This is a genomic window from Alcanivorax sp. NBRC 101098 (assembly GCF_001010505.1).
Classification (GTDB): Bacteria; Pseudomonadota; Gammaproteobacteria; order Pseudomonadales; family Alcanivoracaceae; genus Alcanivorax; species Alcanivorax borkumensis.
This window is the reverse complement of the sequence record NZ_AP014613.1, coordinates 2,330,851-2,347,140: the sequence shown is the minus strand read 5'-3', so window position 1 is coordinate 2,347,140 and position 16,290 is coordinate 2,330,851. Positions and strand designations below refer to the sequence as shown.

General features: G+C 56.1%; 17 protein-coding genes and 1 tRNA gene. 5 read left to right on the top strand and 13 right to left on the bottom strand.

Annotated elements, in window-relative coordinates:
* Positions 1-16: 16 nt before the first annotated feature.
* Positions 17-1,164 (top strand): IS3-like element ISAbo1 family transposase gene (locus AS19_RS10635; protein WP_144412639.1). Its coding sequence is split into 2 segments (ribosomal slippage): positions 17-254 and positions 254-1,164, totalling 1,149 coding nucleotides; the frame shifts between segments, so codons are not numbered across the junction.
* A gap of 183 nt (positions 1,165-1,347) precedes the next feature.
* Here AS19_RS10635 and AS19_RS10630 read toward each other — a convergent pair.
* The 5 genes from AS19_RS10630 to rpsU all read right to left on the bottom strand — a co-directional run bounded on the left by AS19_RS10630 (position 1,348) and on the right by rpsU (position 6,423).
* Positions 1,348-1,424 (bottom strand) — tRNA-Ile (locus tag AS19_RS10630).
* A gap of 161 nt (positions 1,425-1,585) precedes the next feature.
* Positions 1,586-3,487: an RNA polymerase sigma factor RpoD gene (rpoD, locus tag AS19_RS10625; RefSeq protein ID WP_011589341.1), complete on the bottom strand. Its 1,902-nt coding sequence runs from the start codon at positions 3,485-3,487 to the stop codon at positions 1,586-1,588.
* Positions 3,488-3,623: 136 nt separating this feature from the next.
* Positions 3,624-5,582, bottom strand: a complete 1,959-nt coding sequence (gene dnaG / locus AS19_RS10620; RefSeq protein ID WP_046962064.1) for a DNA primase — start codon at positions 5,580-5,582, stop codon at positions 3,624-3,626.
* Between the two features lie 164 nt (positions 5,583-5,746).
* Complete coding sequence (locus tag AS19_RS10615; protein WP_011589339.1) at positions 5,747-6,193, bottom strand: GatB/YqeY domain-containing protein; 447 nt, start codon at positions 6,191-6,193, stop codon at positions 5,747-5,749.
* A gap of 14 nt (positions 6,194-6,207) precedes the next feature.
* Positions 6,208-6,423, bottom strand: a complete 216-nt coding sequence (gene rpsU, locus AS19_RS10610) for a 30S ribosomal protein S21 (protein WP_007148705.1) — start codon at positions 6,421-6,423, stop codon at positions 6,208-6,210.
* Between the two features lie 159 nt (positions 6,424-6,582).
* On the opposite strand from rpsU, the gene tsaD reads away from it, so the two are divergent.
* On the top strand, positions 6,583-7,620 hold the full coding sequence (gene tsaD, locus AS19_RS10605; protein ID WP_011589338.1) for a tRNA (adenosine(37)-N6)-threonylcarbamoyltransferase complex transferase subunit TsaD: 1,038 nt from the start codon (positions 6,583-6,585) through the stop codon (positions 7,618-7,620).
* Positions 7,621-7,717: 97 nt separating this feature from the next.
* On the opposite strand, the gene plsY is transcribed toward tsaD, so the two are convergent.
* Positions 7,718-8,332, bottom strand: coding sequence for a glycerol-3-phosphate 1-O-acyltransferase PlsY (plsY, locus tag AS19_RS10600; protein WP_011589337.1), 615 nt, complete (start codon positions 8,330-8,332; stop codon positions 7,718-7,720).
* 177 nt (positions 8,333-8,509) lie between these two features.
* Here plsY and folB point away from each other — a divergent pair, with 177 nt between their 5' ends.
* Both folB and folK read left to right on the top strand, forming a co-directional pair.
* Positions 8,510-8,872: a dihydroneopterin aldolase gene (gene folB / locus AS19_RS10595; RefSeq protein WP_035459183.1), complete on the top strand. Its 363-nt coding sequence runs from the start codon at positions 8,510-8,512 to the stop codon at positions 8,870-8,872.
* Positions 8,865-9,377 (top strand): 2-amino-4-hydroxy-6-hydroxymethyldihydropteridine diphosphokinase, encoded by a 513-nt coding sequence (gene folK, locus AS19_RS10590; RefSeq protein WP_011589335.1) that lies wholly within the window; start codon positions 8,865-8,867, stop codon positions 9,375-9,377. Before folB ends, folK begins: the two co-directional genes overlap by 8 nt.
* Positions 9,378-9,463: 86 nt before the next feature.
* Here folK and AS19_RS10585 read toward each other — a convergent pair whose 3' ends face one another.
* The 4 genes from AS19_RS10585 to AS19_RS10570 are packed head-to-tail and all read right to left on the bottom strand — an operon-like array spanning position 9,464 to position 12,810.
* The gene (locus AS19_RS10585) at positions 9,464-10,396 is read right to left on the bottom strand and encodes a DUF4124 domain-containing protein (protein WP_011589334.1); all 933 of its coding nucleotides are present in this window, start codon (positions 10,394-10,396) and stop codon (positions 9,464-9,466) included.
* Positions 10,369-10,806: a DUF4124 domain-containing protein gene (locus tag AS19_RS10580; protein ID WP_011589333.1), complete on the bottom strand. Its 438-nt coding sequence runs from the start codon at positions 10,804-10,806 to the stop codon at positions 10,369-10,371. Before AS19_RS10580 ends, AS19_RS10585 begins: the two co-directional genes overlap by 28 nt.
* A 34-nt stretch (positions 10,807-10,840) precedes the next feature.
* Positions 10,841-11,578, bottom strand: coding sequence for a pteridine reductase (locus tag AS19_RS10575; protein WP_011589332.1), 738 nt, complete (start codon positions 11,576-11,578; stop codon positions 10,841-10,843).
* On the bottom strand, positions 11,578-12,810 hold the full coding sequence (locus AS19_RS10570; RefSeq protein WP_011589331.1) for a multifunctional CCA addition/repair protein: 1,233 nt from the start codon (positions 12,808-12,810) through the stop codon (positions 11,578-11,580). Before AS19_RS10570 ends, AS19_RS10575 begins: the two co-directional genes overlap by 1 nt.
* Positions 12,811-13,168: 358 nt before the next feature.
* On the opposite strand from AS19_RS10570, the gene AS19_RS10565 reads away from it, so the two are divergent.
* Positions 13,169-14,089, top strand: coding sequence for a DMT family transporter (locus tag AS19_RS10565; RefSeq protein WP_011589330.1), 921 nt, complete (start codon positions 13,169-13,171; stop codon positions 14,087-14,089).
* Here AS19_RS10565 and AS19_RS10560 read toward each other — a convergent pair.
* From AS19_RS10560 to rsmA, 3 genes are all read right to left on the bottom strand, one after another.
* Positions 14,086-14,892 carry a symmetrical bis(5'-nucleosyl)-tetraphosphatase gene (locus AS19_RS10560; protein ID WP_011589329.1) on the bottom strand — a complete coding sequence of 269 codons (807 nt, stop codon included), beginning with the start codon at positions 14,890-14,892 and terminating at the stop codon, positions 14,086-14,088. The two genes, AS19_RS10565 and AS19_RS10560, sit on opposite strands and share 4 nt — an antisense overlap.
* Before the next feature lie 126 nt (positions 14,893-15,018).
* Positions 15,019-15,435, bottom strand: coding sequence for a Co2+/Mg2+ efflux protein ApaG (apaG, locus tag AS19_RS10555; RefSeq protein WP_011589328.1), 417 nt, complete (start codon positions 15,433-15,435; stop codon positions 15,019-15,021).
* The gene (rsmA, locus tag AS19_RS10550) at positions 15,432-16,274 is read right to left on the bottom strand and encodes a 16S rRNA (adenine(1518)-N(6)/adenine(1519)-N(6))-dimethyltransferase RsmA (RefSeq protein WP_035459176.1); all 843 of its coding nucleotides are present in this window, start codon (positions 16,272-16,274) and stop codon (positions 15,432-15,434) included. The genes apaG and rsmA overlap by 4 nt, the downstream gene beginning before the upstream one ends.
* Positions 16,275-16,290 lie beyond the last annotated feature (16 nt).

The window sequence follows — 16,290 nt, the reverse complement described above, 5'->3', positions numbered from 1 at the left end:
AACCAGAGAGGTATCCATGAGCAGCAAACGCTATCCCGAAGAATTCAAGATTGAGGCAGTTCGTCAGGTGACGGATCGTGGTCACAGTGTGGCCCAAGTGGCTGATCGTCTCGGTGTCACCACTCACAGTCTGTATGCCTGGATCAGGAAGTTTGGCCCGGATTCCGAGCAGCATCAGGCCAATGCAGATGATCAAGTCGAGATTCGCCGACTCCAGAAAGAGCTCAAGCGCGTTACCGAAGAGCGAGACATCCTAAAAAAAGCCGCGGCGTACTTCGCCAGTCAGTCCGATTGAGGTACGCCTTCATTCAGGAGCACAGCGAGCGGTGGGCAATTCGCTCACTGTGTTCCCTGTTGGACGTTCACCCCAGTGGCTTTTATGCCTGGCAGAAACAGCCTCGTTCAGCTCGAGCAATCGAGGACGAGCGCCTGTCCGGGCTGATAAAGCAATTCTGGTTGGAATCTGGAGCCGTGTATGGCTACAGGAAGATCCACACGGATCTACGCGAGTATGGCGAGCGCTGCGGGCCCAATCGAGTCCATCGCCTGATGCGCCACGCGGGAATACGAGCGCAGGTTGGTTACCGTAAGCCACGCCATAGGGCCGGGGAGCTACACAAAGTGACACCGAATATCCTGCAGCGGCAGTTCAATCCGCAAGCGCCGAACGAGAGCTGGGTAACGGATATTACCTATATCCGCACACATGAAGGCTGGTTGTATCTGGCGGTTGTTCTGGATCTGTTCTCAAGACGGGTGATCGGTTGGTCAATGCAATCCCGGATAACCAAGGAGCTGGCGCTGGATGCGCTGCTGATGGCGGTCTGGCGCCGCAAGCCTGAAGGCAAGGTGGTTGTTCACTCCGACCAAGGCAGTCAATACACCAGCCACGACTGGGATTCGTTTCTGAGGGCGCATGACCTGGAGGGGAGTATGAGTCGGCGCGGTAACTGCCACGACAATGCTGTTGCTGAGAGCTTCTTCCAGCTGTTGAAGCGGGAAAGAATAAAGCGAAAGATTTACAGCAGCCGTGACGCCGCTCGGGCAGATATTTTTGATTATATCGAGATGTTCTATAACAACCGGCGGCGCCATGGTTCTAATGAAAAGCTGTCACCGGTAGAGTATGAAAAGCGTCACCAAGAACGGCTGGGAAGTGTCTAGAGAACTGGTGGCGATTCAAACGTAACCCCAGTGTAACCCTGACAAATGCTGACTTTTTGATCTGTTGTGAGCTTGAAACGGGAAGTGAATAGGTAGAAGGCTGGGGTTACACAGTTGTGAACCCTGAGAGAGTTGTCTTGGAGATGCTGAATGATTGTAAGCTGTTGATTTTTATGGTGAAAATGGTGGGCCCACCAGGACTTGAACCTGGGACCAATCGATTATGAGTCGACTGCTCTAACCAGCTGAGCTATAGGCCCTGAGAAATCGCCTGACGTCTTCTTATGTTGAACGCCTGACGCTTGCCTGCGCTGTCGCGCGGGCGAAGATTATAACGTGTATTTGGTTTAGGGAAAGGCTGTACTCTTTTTTATTATTGCCCAGGCTGCAACGCAGCCCAGGCATTTTGCATTTGCCGGTTTTACAGGTCGCCGTCGAGGAAGCTGCGTAGGTGCTCGCTGCGGCTCGGATGCCGGAGTTTGCGCAGTGCCTTGGCTTCGATCTGACGAATACGTTCACGGGTTACGTCGAACTGTTTTCCCACTTCCTCAAGGGTGTGGTCAGTGTTCATGTCGATACCGAAACGCATGCGCAGGACTTTAGCTTCCCGAGCGGTGAGGTTGGCCAGTACGTCGCGGGTGGCTTCTTCCAGGCCAAGCGAGGTGGCGGAATCTACCGGGGATTCCATGTTGCCGTCTTCGATAAAGTCGCCGAGGCTGGAATCTTCATCGTCACCGATGGGGGTTTCCATGGAGATTGGCTCTTTGGCAATCTTGAGTACTTTACGAACTTTATCTTCCGGCATTTCCAAGCGTACACCCAGCTCTTCTGGAGTGGGTTCGCGGCCCATTTCCTGCAGCATTTGACGTTGTACCCGGTTGATCTTGTTGATGGTCTCTATCATGTGTACCGGGATACGGATGGTGCGTGCCTGGTCGGCGATGGAGCGTGTGATGGCCTGACGAATCCACCAAGTAGCGTAGGTGGAGAATTTGTAACCACGGCGGTATTCGAACTTGTCTACGGCTTTCATCAGGCCGATGTTGCCTTCCTGAATCAGGTCGAGGAATTGTAGCCCTCGGTTGGTGTATTTTTTGGCGATAGAAATAACCAGACGCAGGTTGGCTTCGACCATTTCTTTCTTGGCGCGACGCGCTTTTGCTTCGCCAATGGAAATGCGACGGTTGATTTCCTTGATGTCGGCAACGGGCAAGCCAATGATGTCTTCGATAGTGCTGATTTTACGCTGGGCACGCTGAACGTCTTCTTTGACGACGCTCAGTTTATCGGCGATGGCTTTGCCTTTTTTGGTTTTCAGCTGGCTATCGATCCACTCCATGTTGGTTTCGTTGCCAGGAAATGCCTTGATGAAATCCTTACGATCCATACCGCCACGGCGGATGGTGGCGGACATGATTTGGCGCTCGAATTTACGTACCAGGTCCAGGTTGTCGCGTGCACCAACGAGCATGCTGTCGAAAATACGCGGCACCAGTTTAAACAGGGTGAAGTGTTCTGCCAGCGCTTCTAATGCCTTGGCGGTGGATGCATGGTCCCGACCGTTACGCTTGAGAGAGCGTTCTGCTTTCTCTTGCAGTTTTTTCAGCGTCTCGAAGCGTTCTGCGGCCAATACCGGATCCAAGCCGCCTTCATCTTCTTCGTCTTCGTCGTCGCTGTCTTTATCGTCAGAACCTTCTTCTTTGGCTTTTTCTTTTGCCTTAGCTTTTTCTTCTGCCGCCTTCTTGGCTTTTTCAGCAAAAGCAGGATCGCGATTGGCGTTGGTCGCTGCCGCGCCATCGTCATTGGGATCCAAGTAGCCGGCAATGATGTCGGTGAGCTTACGTTCTTCGTTTTCCACGCGGGCGTATTCTTCAATCACCATATCGACAGCGCCGGGCCAGAAGGCGAGGGCGTGAAGAACTTCACGGGTGCCTTCTTCAATGCGCTTGGCAATTTCGATTTCGCCTTCCCGAGTGAGCAGCTCCACGGTGCCCATTTCGCGCATGTACATGCGTACCGGGTCGGTGGTGCGACCGGGTTCGTTCTCTACGGAGGCGAGCACGGCAGCGGCTTCTTCAGCGGCGACTTCGTCTGTGCTGTCGGCGCTTTCGTCGATCGTCAACTGGTCGGCATCGGCGGCTTTTTCAACCACGGTGATGCCCATGTCGTTGATCATCTGAATGATGTCTTCTACTTGATCGGTATCCGTAATGGAGTCCGGCAAGTGGTCATTCACTTCAGCGTAGGTAAGGTAGCCCTGTTCCTTACCTAGTGCGATCAACTGCTTCAGCTGAGATTGTTGCTGCTGCTTTTGAGTCGTCATGCAATTAAAGCCCGTAACGTCGTGCTGGGAGCTTGCGCTTGCCAGCGTGATGGTGGCGTGGGAAAACGGCGTATTATACTGGGATATGGGGTCTACGGCCAGTCAATGCAACCCTGGGGCTGCACCATTGGCCGGGTTAGTCGAAGGGTTTGCGGGCGTGTTGGCGGGCTTCGGCCAAGGCTTTATGTAGCGCCTGCCAGTGCGCCGGGTCGGGCATGCCGGCCTGTTCTACCTCTGTTAATGCGGCTTCCAGGCGGGTCACTTCCAGCTGTGATAGGGCATCGAGCCATAGCCGAGTGGCCATTTCTTCTTCCATTGGCGGTTTGAGGCTAGCTTTGAGCAGGCGAGATAATGTTTCGCCCTGCTCAAGGGCCATCAAGGCGCCGAGCATGGCGGCAGCGCTATGATTTTGTCGGCACAGCCCAGCGACCTGAGTCAGTAGGTCGATATGCGGTAACGGCAGTTGCTCGATGTTGTCCGGCAACGGATGCTGCTCTACTAGTGATGGGTAATCCAGCAGTACAAGTACCAGGCGCTCGGCCAAGGTTAGTGGGCCTTTGCGACCGCCATTTTGGCGTGGATTGGGGCGAATTCGGTTGCGATTGTCTGCGGTAAAATTATTGCTGCTGCCGTTGTTGCCGCCGTCCGCGAAGGCGAAATCTTCCGGGTAGGGTATGCCGGGGTCGTCTTCGGTGGGCGGCGGCGGGGAACCGAAATCCTCGTAACCATGCCCATAATCGTAGGCGTTGCCAGCCGGTGACGAGGTGCTCGGCGTAGGCCGGGGTGCTGCCGGTGCTGGTTTGAGCTGGATCAGTGATTCCTTGTCCAGTCGGGTGAGGCGGCTGAGCTCTTCAGTGAGCAGGGCGCGGTAAACCGGACCGGCGGGCTTGTCCAGGTAGGGCAGGGCGAGGCGGGCAAGCCGGACGCGGCCATCCACGGTCTCCAAATCCAGCCCTTCTGATAGATGTCGGAACAGGTAGGTGGACAGGGCGTCGGCTTTATCAGTGAGTGCTCGCAACGCCTCTGGCCCTTGTTGGCGCACGAGTGTGTCCGGGTCTTCCCCGTCTGGGAGGAATAAGAAACGTACCTGTTTGCCGTCATCCAGCGCCGGTAGAAGCGATTCCAGCGCACGCCAAGCGGCACGCACGCCGGCCTTATCCCCGTCAAAGCACAGGATCACTTCATTGACCTGGCGGAACAGTTTGCGGGCGTGATCTTCGGTGGTGGCGGTGCCCAAGGTGGCGACCACATTGGGTACGCCGTGCTGCGTTAGGGCGATCACGTCCATGTAACCTTCGACTACATAGAGGCGGTCGCTGCGGTCCCTGCTCTGGCGCCACTCCCATAGCCCGTAAAGCTCCTGGCCCTTGTGGAAAACGGGGGTTTCTGGGCTGTTAAGGTATTTCGGCTTGCCGTCGCCCAGCACCCGACCGCCAAAGCCGATGGTGCGGCCGCGGCTATCGCGAATGGGAAAAATGATGCGATCCCGGAATTTATCGTAGGTGCGGTTATTGTCTTCCCGGCGCACCAGCAGGCCACCGGTAACGGCTTGTTCCAGGCTGGTTTCAGTGAGAGAAAGGCCGTTGATTAGATTGTCGTAGCCGGGTGGCGCAAACCCAATGGCGAACTGTTTTGCAATTTCGCCGCTTAACCCTCGGTTTTTAAGGTAATTCACTGCTTTTTGACGCTCAGGCGCTTGGCGTAACTGTTGCACGTAGAACTTTTCGGCGCGGCTAAGCAGGTCGTAAAGGGATTGCAGGCGATCTTTTTTCTGGCGATCGGCGGTGGTTTCTGGTCGCGATTCAGGCACCTCCATGCCGGCGCGATCGGCGAGTTGCTTCACCGCTTCCGGAAAGTTCAGGTGCTCATATTCCATTAGGAAGCCCGCGGCGTTGCCGGAAGCACCGCAGCCGAAACAGTAATAAAATTGCTTATCTGGCGCGACAGTGAAGGAGGGCGTTTTTTCCTGGTGGAATGGGCAGCAGGCGCTGTAGTTGCGGCCAGTTTTTTTTAGGGGCACGCGAGCGTCTATCAGCTCCACCAGATCGGTACGAGCCAGAAGGTCCTGAACAAAATTTTCCGGAATGCGTGCCATGGTGCGCGGACTCTCTGCGTGGGCTGCTATTCAAGCAGAATTGCCGATGTGGGGAAAGTTTAATGCGGGCGCTGGCTGGTAAGGTGTCAGGTGTGTGTCTGTCTGTTTCGCCCCAAGGTACTGGGATGAAAGGGAAAACGTAGCGGGAACGCTGTATGGTTGGCTCAGGCGAGTTTAGCGCGAACCTTACCGCTAGCTGCGCCCATATCGGCACGGCCTTGCAATTGCGGCTTGAGAATACCCATTACTTTGCCCATGTCCTGCATGCCTGAAGCACCGGTTTGAGCCATGGCGTCATCGATAAGGGCGTCAATTTCCGCATCGGTGAGCTGGGTGGGGAGGAATTCTTGAAGCACCACGATTTCCGCTTCTTCGATTTCCGCCAATTCTGGGCGGTTCGCGTCACGGTATTGTGTGGCTGAATCCTTGCGCTGCTTGATCAATTTGTCGAGCAGGGCGAGTACACGTGCATCATCAGGGTCGATGCGCTCGTCCACTTCAATTTGTTTGATTGCTGCAAGCGCCATACGAAAAACACCAAGACGTGCCTTTTCTTTGGCACGCATGGCGTCTTTCATGGCCGCAGTGAGCTGCTCTTTGAGCGCACTCATCAGACGTCTATACCTTAGTACAAACGTTTGCGTGCGAGTTGCTCACGCTGCAGTTTTTTAAGGTGACGCTTGACGGCTGCGGCACGCTTGCGCTTACGCTCTTGTGTGGGCTTCTCGTATTGCTCGCGACGACGCACTTCAGAGAGAATACCCGCTTTTTCACAGCCACGCTTGAAACGGCGCAGGGCCACATCAAACGGTTCGCCTTCTTTCACCTTCACCTGAGGCATGAAGAATCACCTTCCTAGAAATTAGAGTTTATGGGGGTCGCCGCGGGCTCAGGTGGTCCCGGGGTGCGGCGAGGCGGGGATTCTACCCTAGTGGTGAGGAAATGCAAATCCTACGGTTCATCGCTATCATGGCAACGCAATTTCACAGGGTTGATCACCATGCGCGTATTGGGTATTGAATCGAGCTGCGACGAAACCGGCGTGGCTATCTATGACACCGAGCAGGGGCTATTGGGGCAGGCCTTATATAGCCAAGTAGAGATGCATGCTCGCTATGGCGGTGTGGTGCCGGAGCTGGCCAGCCGTGATCATGTGCAGCGGGTGCTGCCATTGATACGCGAAGTCATGACGGAGGCTAATACCCAACCGCAACAGTTGGATGGGGTGGCGTTTACCGCTGGCCCTGGGCTGGCCGGCGCTTTGCTGGTAGGGGCGGGTGTGGCCCGTTCGTTGGCGTTTGGCTGGAATTTGCCTGCGGTGGCCGTGCACCACATGGAGGGGCACCTGCTGGCGCCCTTGCTGGAGCCTAATGCCCCTGCGTTTCCCTTTGTGGCGCTGCTGGTTAGCGGGGGCCACACACTGCTGTTGGACGCTAAGGCCCTGGGGGAATATGAGATTTTAGGTGAATCAGTGGATGATGCGGCTGGAGAGGCGTTTGATAAAGCCGCAAAAATGATGGGCTTGGGTTACCCCGGTGGCCCCCGTGTTGCGACGTTGGCGCAACAGGGTACGGCAGGTCGGTTCCGTTTTCCGCGCCCGATGACCGATCGTCCAGGCTTGGATATGAGCTTTTCTGGGCTCAAGACTTTCACGTTAAATACCATCAATGATTTGGGCGGAAAAGAAGCGTTAAGTGAGCAGGACCGGGCGGATATTGCTCGTGCGTTCGAAGAAGCGGCGGTGGATACCTTGGTGATCAAGTGCCGCCGTGCGGTGGAGCAGACCGGCCACAAGCGATTGGTGATGGCTGGAGGGGTCAGTGCGAATCAGTCGTTGCGTGCTAAGTTGGCGGAACAGATGAAAAAACGGGGTGTGGACGTTTATTACCCCGCGCCTCAATACTGCACGGATAACGGTGCCATGATCGCTTTTGCGGGAGCCCTGCGGTTGCAGGCCGGGGAACGGGCCGAGCTACCCATCAAGATCCGCCCGCGCTGGCCGCTGACGGAACTGGCGAAGCTGCAAGGCGCGGATTAAGTTCGGTTTACTCTCAGTAAGCTCAGCCCGGCGCCCTAGGGGGACGCTGGTGGTGTGTCTCAGAAATCATCACGTTTTGCCGTGTTGGAACGTGTAGCTAGCTTTTCTTCCTGAACCCCAGCTCTTCCCCACGCAGTATTTTTTGCAGGTTGCTGCGATGTCGCAGAATCAGCACGATGGAAAGGGCCAGAATGGGCCAGAAGGCTTGGGGCAGCCAGGCGAAAATACAGGCTGGAGCTACCACGAAGGCACTCAGTGAGGCGATTGAGGAAATACGGTTGAGGGCAAATACCAGCAGCCAAGTCGCGCCGGCTAACAGCCCACTGGGCCAGTGCAGAACAAACAGTAGCCCAAAGGCTGTGGCCACGCCTTTACCGCCTTGAAAGTGAAAGAATACGGGATACAGATGGCCTAAGAAGGCAAAGACGCCCACCAGTGCGGCCACAAAGGGGCCCATATCCAGATAGCGGGCGAGCACCACGGGTATTACCCCTTTGAGCACGTCGCCCAGCAAGGTGAGGGCGGCTGCGGGTTTGCCGCCAATACGGAGTACATTGGTGGCCCCGGGATTGTTGGAGCCCTCGGTGCGCGGATCTGGGTAGCCGAACAAACGGCAGACCAGAATGGCGCTGGAAATGGAGCCCATCAGATAGCCGGCTACGCACAATGGCAATAACCAGAACCAGACTTCCTGTAATGTCCCTGCTTGCACCGGTTATAATCTCCCATCACATCGCTGAGGCAGCGAAATTGGCACCCAAGTAGTGCTTTGGGGCCATTGTACACAGCATCCCATTGCTGCCTGAGCTGCAAGCGTAACATCTGATTACCTGAAATGGGATTCATCCAGTGCGCTAGCGTCGATGAATGCCACGGCAAGAGAGCCAGTATGGATATTGTTTATATCAATGATTTGAAAGTGGATACGGTAATCGGCATTTTCGATTGGGAGCGTCGCATCCGCCAGACCGTGAGTCTGGATCTGGAAATGGCGGCAGATATTTGCAAAGGAGCGGCCTCGGATCACATTGATGATGCATTGGATTACAAAGCCATTGGCAAGCGGTTGATCACCTTTATTGAAGGCAGTGAATTTCAGTTGGTGGAAACTCTGGCGGAGAATGTGGCGCAGCTGGTGTTGAATGAGTTCAGTGTGCCGTGGCTAAAATTGCGACTCAGCAAGCCGGGCGCTTTGCGCGGCGCCCGTGATGTGGGGGTGATCATTGAGCGGGGTGTGCGTCCCAATGCCTGACGTGTCTCAGGCTCAGGTATTTCTAAGCCTGGGCTCCAATATCGACCGTGAGCACAATATTAGCTCTGGGTTAGATGCCCTAAAGCGGGCATTTTCCCCCTTGTCGATCAGCCCGGTGTACGAAAGTGAAGCGGTGGGTTTCGATGGTGATGCCTTTTACAACCTAGTGGTGGGGCTGAAGACAGCCTTGAGTGTGGGAGAACTGGCTGCCTGTCTAAAAGAGATCGAAAAGGAGCATGGTCGGGTGCGGGGCGAGAAAAAGTTTTCAAGCCGAACCTTGGATATTGATATTCTCACCTACAATGATTGTGTGGGTGAGATAGAGGGTGTGCAGCTGCCCCGGGACGAAATTCTCAAGCATGCTTTTGTTCTAAAACCCCTGGTCGATCTGGCCCCGGATGCCATGCACCCGCAAACCCGTGCATCCTACCGGGCATTGTTGGACGCGGCTGATTTCAGCGGGCAGAACTTATGGGTAGTGCCGTTCGGCGGCAAGAAACAATAGTTTTTGTAGATTGCGTTAGCGACATGTCGGTGCAAACCGGCAGCTATCGGTAGGCCTGAGATGCAACGTGTTCCGTGCTGTGTCTCTCAATACCAATGCGGTGTCATATCGCTTTGCGCCCAACGGAAGAAATCGTATTCCAGCCGAGAGAGGCCACCGGGATAGAGGTGGTCGATACGTTGAAGCGTTGGCCTCTGATGGTTTTTTTCCAGATCCTGAAGCAATTGCCGCAAAATAGAACGGCCCACGGGTTTGGACATGAGAAAGGCGGTGGTTGCCCAAGCAACGGTGTAGGGAATGGCGTTGAGCTGGTGAGCCATCTTGCGCCATTGAGCATCATCCAGGGACAAATACTGCCGCAGGGTAATCAGGCGCTGTTGTTCAACCCAGGTCTGAATGCGTTTTTGGGCATCGGGCAGGGCGCTGATTCTCTGGCGCCCGTCCGGTTGTGTTTCCAGGGTTTGGAAGTATTGCGCTAGCCCTTCCTGTAGCCACACCGGGGCTGATGGCGATAATTGGTAGAGCAACACATGGCTGGATTCATGAAGAATGGTTTGGGCTACTTGTTGTTCATTTTCGGCCCATTTCCACACGGCAACTTCGTTGGTTGCAGGAATGAACACGCCGGCATAATGACGGCTGCTGGAGCCAATCCGCTCAACCATCCATTGTTGAAAATCGTCCTGTTTTTCAATCAGAAACACGTTCACTTCTGCGGTGCCATGTAGGTCTAGCCCGAAGTCCCGGCGGTAGCGTTGGTAGATGTGGCGAATGTTATCTAAGGTGTGTTGCTGCAAGTCGCCGGTCAGGGTGAAATCCTGGCGCTTAACGTGGATTTCCAGGTCTTTGAGTTGCGGGCTGATATTCGGAGTGATGGTTTTGGTTTGGGCGCCCTCTGGTGGCCGATCACCGAAATGCAGCTTGCCGCTGGCATCCTGCCATTGAAAAATATCCGCTTGGGCGCCGGTACTGAAAAGAACGAGAAAAAGCGTTAGAAGTCGCAATGTTCGTCGATCCATTTCTGGGTTTTCTTTTGGTCTGCGGCGACCTCTTCGGCGTTGGCGTTGCGGTGGGTTCCGTCTTCATTCACATAGACGAAAGGCCCTCTCATTTGCTCAAGCCGCTTTTCTGCCTGTTTGCAGGGTTGCGCAAACCGTTCCCGGTATTCATCGCGTGCGTTTTTTTCTGCCAGTGCTTTATGGCGGGCTTGGGTTTGCTGGCTTTGGAGTAGCCGCTGGGTACGGGCATGGATATCTAGAGCGTCATCTTGGCCAATCTTAGGGGGCGGTTTTATGTCCAGAGTTTCATGTTCTGCCTGTGGCGCCCTGTCGCCAAATTGCCAGTTGCCATTGGCGTCCTTCCAACGATAGATTTCTGCGCTGGCAGAGGCCGTCGCCAGTGACAGCAGTATTATTCTTATCATGTTCATGGATGCCCCCGAGAGCCCTTCTCATGTTTTGTTTTTAGCTTCCTTGTAAGGCCAGTGACCGCCCCCCGTCCACGGCCAATATTTGTCCGGTAATAAAGGGGGCGGCAGTAGCCAACCAGTAAACCGTGTTGGCAATGTCATCCGGCTCGCCGCTGCGTTTCAGGGCGGTGGCGTCTTGGATGGCCTGCTGGTTCATCTGCCCGGCTTCTGGCCATAGAATGGGCCCCGGGGATACGCCGTTGACGCGAATCTCTGGTCCCAGTTCCCGAGCCAAGCTTTTGGTCATCATCGCAAGGCCGGCTTTGGCCATGCAATACAGGGTATGCGTTTGCAGCGGTTTTTCTGCGTAAACATCGACAATATTGATAATGCAGCCCTGTTGCTCACGTAATGCAGGCGCCAGCTGCTGGCTGAGAATAAAGGGGGCGCGCAGGTTGCTGTGAATCAGCTTTTCCCAGTCGCTGTCGTTTGCCTGTTCTATGGGGGTGGGGTAAAAGCTGGACGCATTGTTGACAAGTAAATCCAGCTGGCCAAAACAGGCAAGGGCGTCGCTGGCCAGTTGGCGCACGGCGGCGGGTTGGTCCAAATCGGCTTGCAGTAACCCTGCACTACCGGGGCGTAGCTGATTCAGCTCGGCGGCCAGGCTCTCGGCTTCTTCCTGGCTACCCCGGTAATGAATGATCACCCGCATCCCGTGCTGATGCAGGGTGCGAACAATCTGGGCGCCAATACGGCGGGCGCTGCCGGTAACCAGGGCGACGGGGGCGTTCATCAGGGGTTCAGCTCCTGTTGTTTAAAGGTGGCGATGGCATCAATGCGGGCTTGCTCAATCGCTTCCCCCAGTGCCGGACCTTCGTGGCCTTGGGCCTGCAGCGCCTGTATATCTACCTGGCGTGCGGCATCTGCCGCGCCCTGTAGATAGGAGGCTTGAGGATACTCGCGGTTTTCGAAACTGGTGCGGCCCCGCGCGTCGGCTTCACAGGCTCCCAAGAAATCCGTTAGTCGCTCCGGGCGACGAAGGATATCCAGCGACTTGAACAGTTTCCACACCGTGGCCGGTTTCAGTTCCAATGCACGGTGGCTGTGAGTATGGAACTCAGCGACTAAGGTGGCCAAGGTTGCGGCTTCCTTGGGAACTTTCAATCGCTTTGATACCTTTTTGCTTAAACGAGCGCTGCGGATTTCGTGGGCAATGTGTCGGGGCCACTCTTCCTTTGGGGTTTTACCCTTACCTAGATCATGGCAGAGCAATGCATAGCGAGCGTTAAGGCTTAAGCCGAGCCGAGCGGCTTGCTTAAGGCATAGGAATTGATGAAGCAGGGTGTCCACTTCCGGATGGTGTTGTTCCGGTTGAGGTACGCCATCCAACGCGGCAAGTTCTGGAAATAAGGCATGCAGTGCGCCGCAGCGGTGAAGTACCTGAAAGAATACCTGAGGATCGCGCTCCATGAGCGCTCGGCTGGTTTCTTTCCAAACCCGCTCAGCGACAAGATAACCCAGCTCACCGGAGTCGCTCAGTTGTTTCATCAACATAAGTGTGTCATCGGCCACCTGAAACCCTAGCCAGTGGTAGCGAGCGGCAAAACGGGCAACCCGCAATACTCGTAAGGGGTCTTCGGCAAAAGCGGGGGAAACATGGCGCAATAGGCGAGCTTTGAGATCCACGCGGCCATTGAACGGGTCGATGATTTCACCACCACGGGCTTGCGCCATGGCATTGATGGTCAGGTCGCGGCGAATCAGATCCTCTTCTAGAGAGACTGTGCTGGCGGCATGGAAGGTAAAGCCGCCATAACCGTGGCCGGATTTCCGTTCGGTTCTGGCCAGGGCGTATTCTTCCTGTGTTTTTGGATGCAGGAATACGGGGAAATCTTTGCCCACGGGGCGGAACCCGTTGGCTTCCATTTCCTTCGGGGTGGCACCGACCACGACCCAATCTTTTTCCGTCACGGGGAGGCCGAGCAGCGAATCTCGCACTGCGCCGCCCACTAGATAGACATTCATCTTGTGCGCTCTCGTTATCTTGAGCAGAATGGTCGCATGCTTTCTAGTGTACTGAAACTGAACTCTTTAGTCGTAGACCACTGTACTCGCCAATGGCGAGCACAGGGACGACGGCTGTGTGACTGAACGTTTCAGTTTTGCAAGAAGGCCGCAGCGTCCCCCGACCTGCGGCCTTTTTTCGTTTAGGGGGGAAGGTGGTAGGCCGTAAACCCGCTGCAAGCTACACCACGGAATAGGTTTTTCTGGCGGATATCGCTGTAGCCGCGCACCAACATTTGGTCGCGCTTGTTGCTTCAGAATAAAAAAAACCGAGACCGCTTTGTCGCTTAAAACGTGTGGCTCATTTAAGGAGAACGGCATGCCAACCTTGGCAGCGTATTTGATTGTGGTGGCGGTGTGGGCAACCACTCCATTGGGGATTAAATGGAGTGGTGACGCCATGGCGCCGCTGGCGGCGGCCGGTGTGCGCATGGGTATTGCTGCGTTGCTGGGGCTGGGTTGGTTATGGATAAAGCGCCAACCTTTGCCGTTGCATGCTCGCGCGCGTCTCAGCTATTTGGCGTCTCTGCCGGGTATTTTTGGCGCTATGGGCTGTAGCTATATGGCGGCGGTTCACCTTCCTTCCGGGTTAATTTCAGTGATTTTTGGGCTGGCGCCGCTGTTGTCCGGCCTGATGTTGCAAGCCTTGCCGGGCGGTCTGCGCCTTAACCGCTGGCATTGGAGCGCCTGCCTAATTGGTTTAGCCGGGTTGGTGCTGGTGTTTGATGACAGCCTGCAGGTGCTGGTCGCCGGGCAGGGGATGGGCGGCCGGGGAGTGGGTTTGCTGTGGATGCTTAGCGCTGTGACCTTGTTTGCCGGCAGTGGCATTGCGGTGCAGCGAGTGGGAGCTGGGCTGCAGCCTATGCAGCAAACCGTGGGCGGTTTGTTGCTGTCGTTACCCTGTTATGCCATTGGCATGGCCATTACCGGGCAGACGCTGAGCTTTAGCGGCGATTACCGGGGCTTGTCCGCGATACTGTATCTGGCGGTGTTTGGTTCGTTGTTGGGGTTTTATTGCTATTACCAAGTGTTGGCCCGGCTGTCGGCGGCGACGGTGGCGTTAGTGACGCTGATTACGCCGGTGTTGGCATTGTCGTTGGGAAGCCTGCTCAATGGTGAAAGCTTGGGGGTACTGGTGCTGGTGGGTGCCGCGTTAATCGTGCTGGCACTGTCGCTGTTTCTGCTGGGGGACCACAAGATACGCCGCCAGCTGAAGCAACTAACGAAGGCTGACGCCTAGCAGTGGCACTGAATGCGAACCAAGTCGTCTAGCCGTAGTGCAGTTAAGGACCCTCCCCACACGCACCCGGTGTCTAGTGCGTCGACCTTGTCGACGCCACTGTGGCCTTGCAGGGCAGCCCAGTGGCCGAACAGGATGCGAGTATCGGTGACGATTCGGCCGGGGTGCTGGAACCAGGGAATGAACCCGGCGGGGGGCAAGTCGGGCTCACCTTTGCTAGTCAGGTCCAGCTCTGCGGCCTGATCTACAAAACGCATGCGGGTGAAGTGGTTGGTGATCACCCGCCAGCGGTCTGGGCCACTCAGCTTCTCGTCCCAGCCGGCGGGGGTATTGCCGTACATGTGAGTAAAAAATGTGCCGGCCGAGTGGTTACGCAGCACGGTTTCCACTTCCGCTGCGCGCTGGCTGGCCTGGGCCAGTGACCACAGCGGCGGAATGCCGGCGTGGGTCATCACTGCATTATGTTCTGGTAGGTTAATAAGCAGCGGTTGTTGTTGTAGCCAGCCCAGCAGTTCATCACGATCCGGTGCGTTTAAAATTTCGCTGAGAGTGTCTTTACGTTTACTGGGAATGGTGCCGTTGGCCACGGCCAGCAGGTGTAGGTCGTGGTTGCCTAGCACGGTATGTACATTGTCGCGCAGGGCGTGGACGCGCCGCAGGGTGCCTAGTGAGTCCGGCCCCCGGTTGACCAGGTCTCCCGCGAGAAACAGGCGGTCGCGGTCGGCATTGAAGCTAAGCTTTTCCAGCAAACAGTCAAACGCGCCTAGGCAGCCCTGCAGATCGCCAATGGCGTAATCGCTCATAAGGCGTCTCCGGTGATACGCCTGATGCTGGGTGCTTGATGCTCGACGCTTGCGCTTTTACGGGCTAAAACAATGATGTCCCCATCGGCCATATGTTGGGCGTCAGGCATAGGGCCTCCAGCGCATTCAGTGCAATGCATGTGGTGCGGCTAGGGTGAAGGCCGGAACCTGTGCATCGAAGTGGCTGCCGTCTTCGGCGATCATCTGGTAACTGCCGCGCATGCTGCCCACCTCCGTTTCCAGAATGGCACCGCTGGTGTAGCGGAAGGTTTGGCCGGGGGCGATGTGGGGCTGTTCGCCGATAACCCCCTCGCCATGGACTTCCTGAACGCGCTCTTCCCCGTCGGTGATCACCCAGTGGCGGGTTAGCAAACGGGCGCTGACAGAGCCTTTGTTGAGAATGCTAATGTGGTAGGCAAAGACCCAGCGTTGGCTTTCTTCATCGCTCTGATCGGGTAGAAATTCGGTTTCCACCGATATCTGTATGTTGTGATTGGAGTCGCCGTTGGCGGTGTTGTCGCTACCTGGTTCGGTGACGCTCATTGGCTGTTGTCTCCCTTGCCTTGTTCAGTGTGTGGTGCGTTGGCGTCTTCCACATCGGCCGGCGGGCGGCTGATGTTGGCCAGCGCCACGTAGTCGGCCACGGACAGTTGATCCGGGCGTAGGCCGGCATCAATGCCGAGGGCTTGAAATTGCTCGGCGCTAACCCAGGATTTTAACCCATTTCGGATTGCCTTGCGGCGCTGGGTAAAGGCCTGGGCCACCAGTTTACGCAGGTGGTCTTCGTCGTCCGCTGGGTGGGGCGGGCTGTCGTGGGGAATTAGCCGGACCACGGCGGAGTCTACTCGTGGAGGGGGGCTGAATGCCTCGGGGGGCACAAAGAAAAGATAATCCGCCTGGCAATGATACTGCACCATGATCGAGAGCCGCCCCCAGTCACGGGTGCCGGGGCTGGCGGTGAGCCGTTCCACCACTTCTTTTTGCAGCATGAAAGTCATGTCGCTGATGGCGTCGGCCTGGGCAAGCAGATGAAAGATCAAGGGGGTAGAGATGTTGTACGGCAGGTTACCGATCACCCGCAGGGGCTTGTCCGCTGGTTTTAGGGTGCGGAAATCAAAGCGCAGCGCATCACTTTCGTGGATGGTCAGTCGCTCGGGAGTATTTTCTTGGCGCAGTAGGGCGATTAGATCCCGGTCCAGTTCCACCACATGCAAATGGGGGAGCTCTTCCAGTAGTGGATAGGTGAGGGCGCCTCTGCCTGGGCCGATTTCCACCAAGGTGTCTCCCGTTTGCAGGCCCAGGGTGCGGATCATGCGGTCGACCAAGTTGCGGTCGTGCAGAAAATGCTGGCCAAAGCGTTTACGGGTGCGATGTTCTTTCATAGCGGATCTCAGGTCA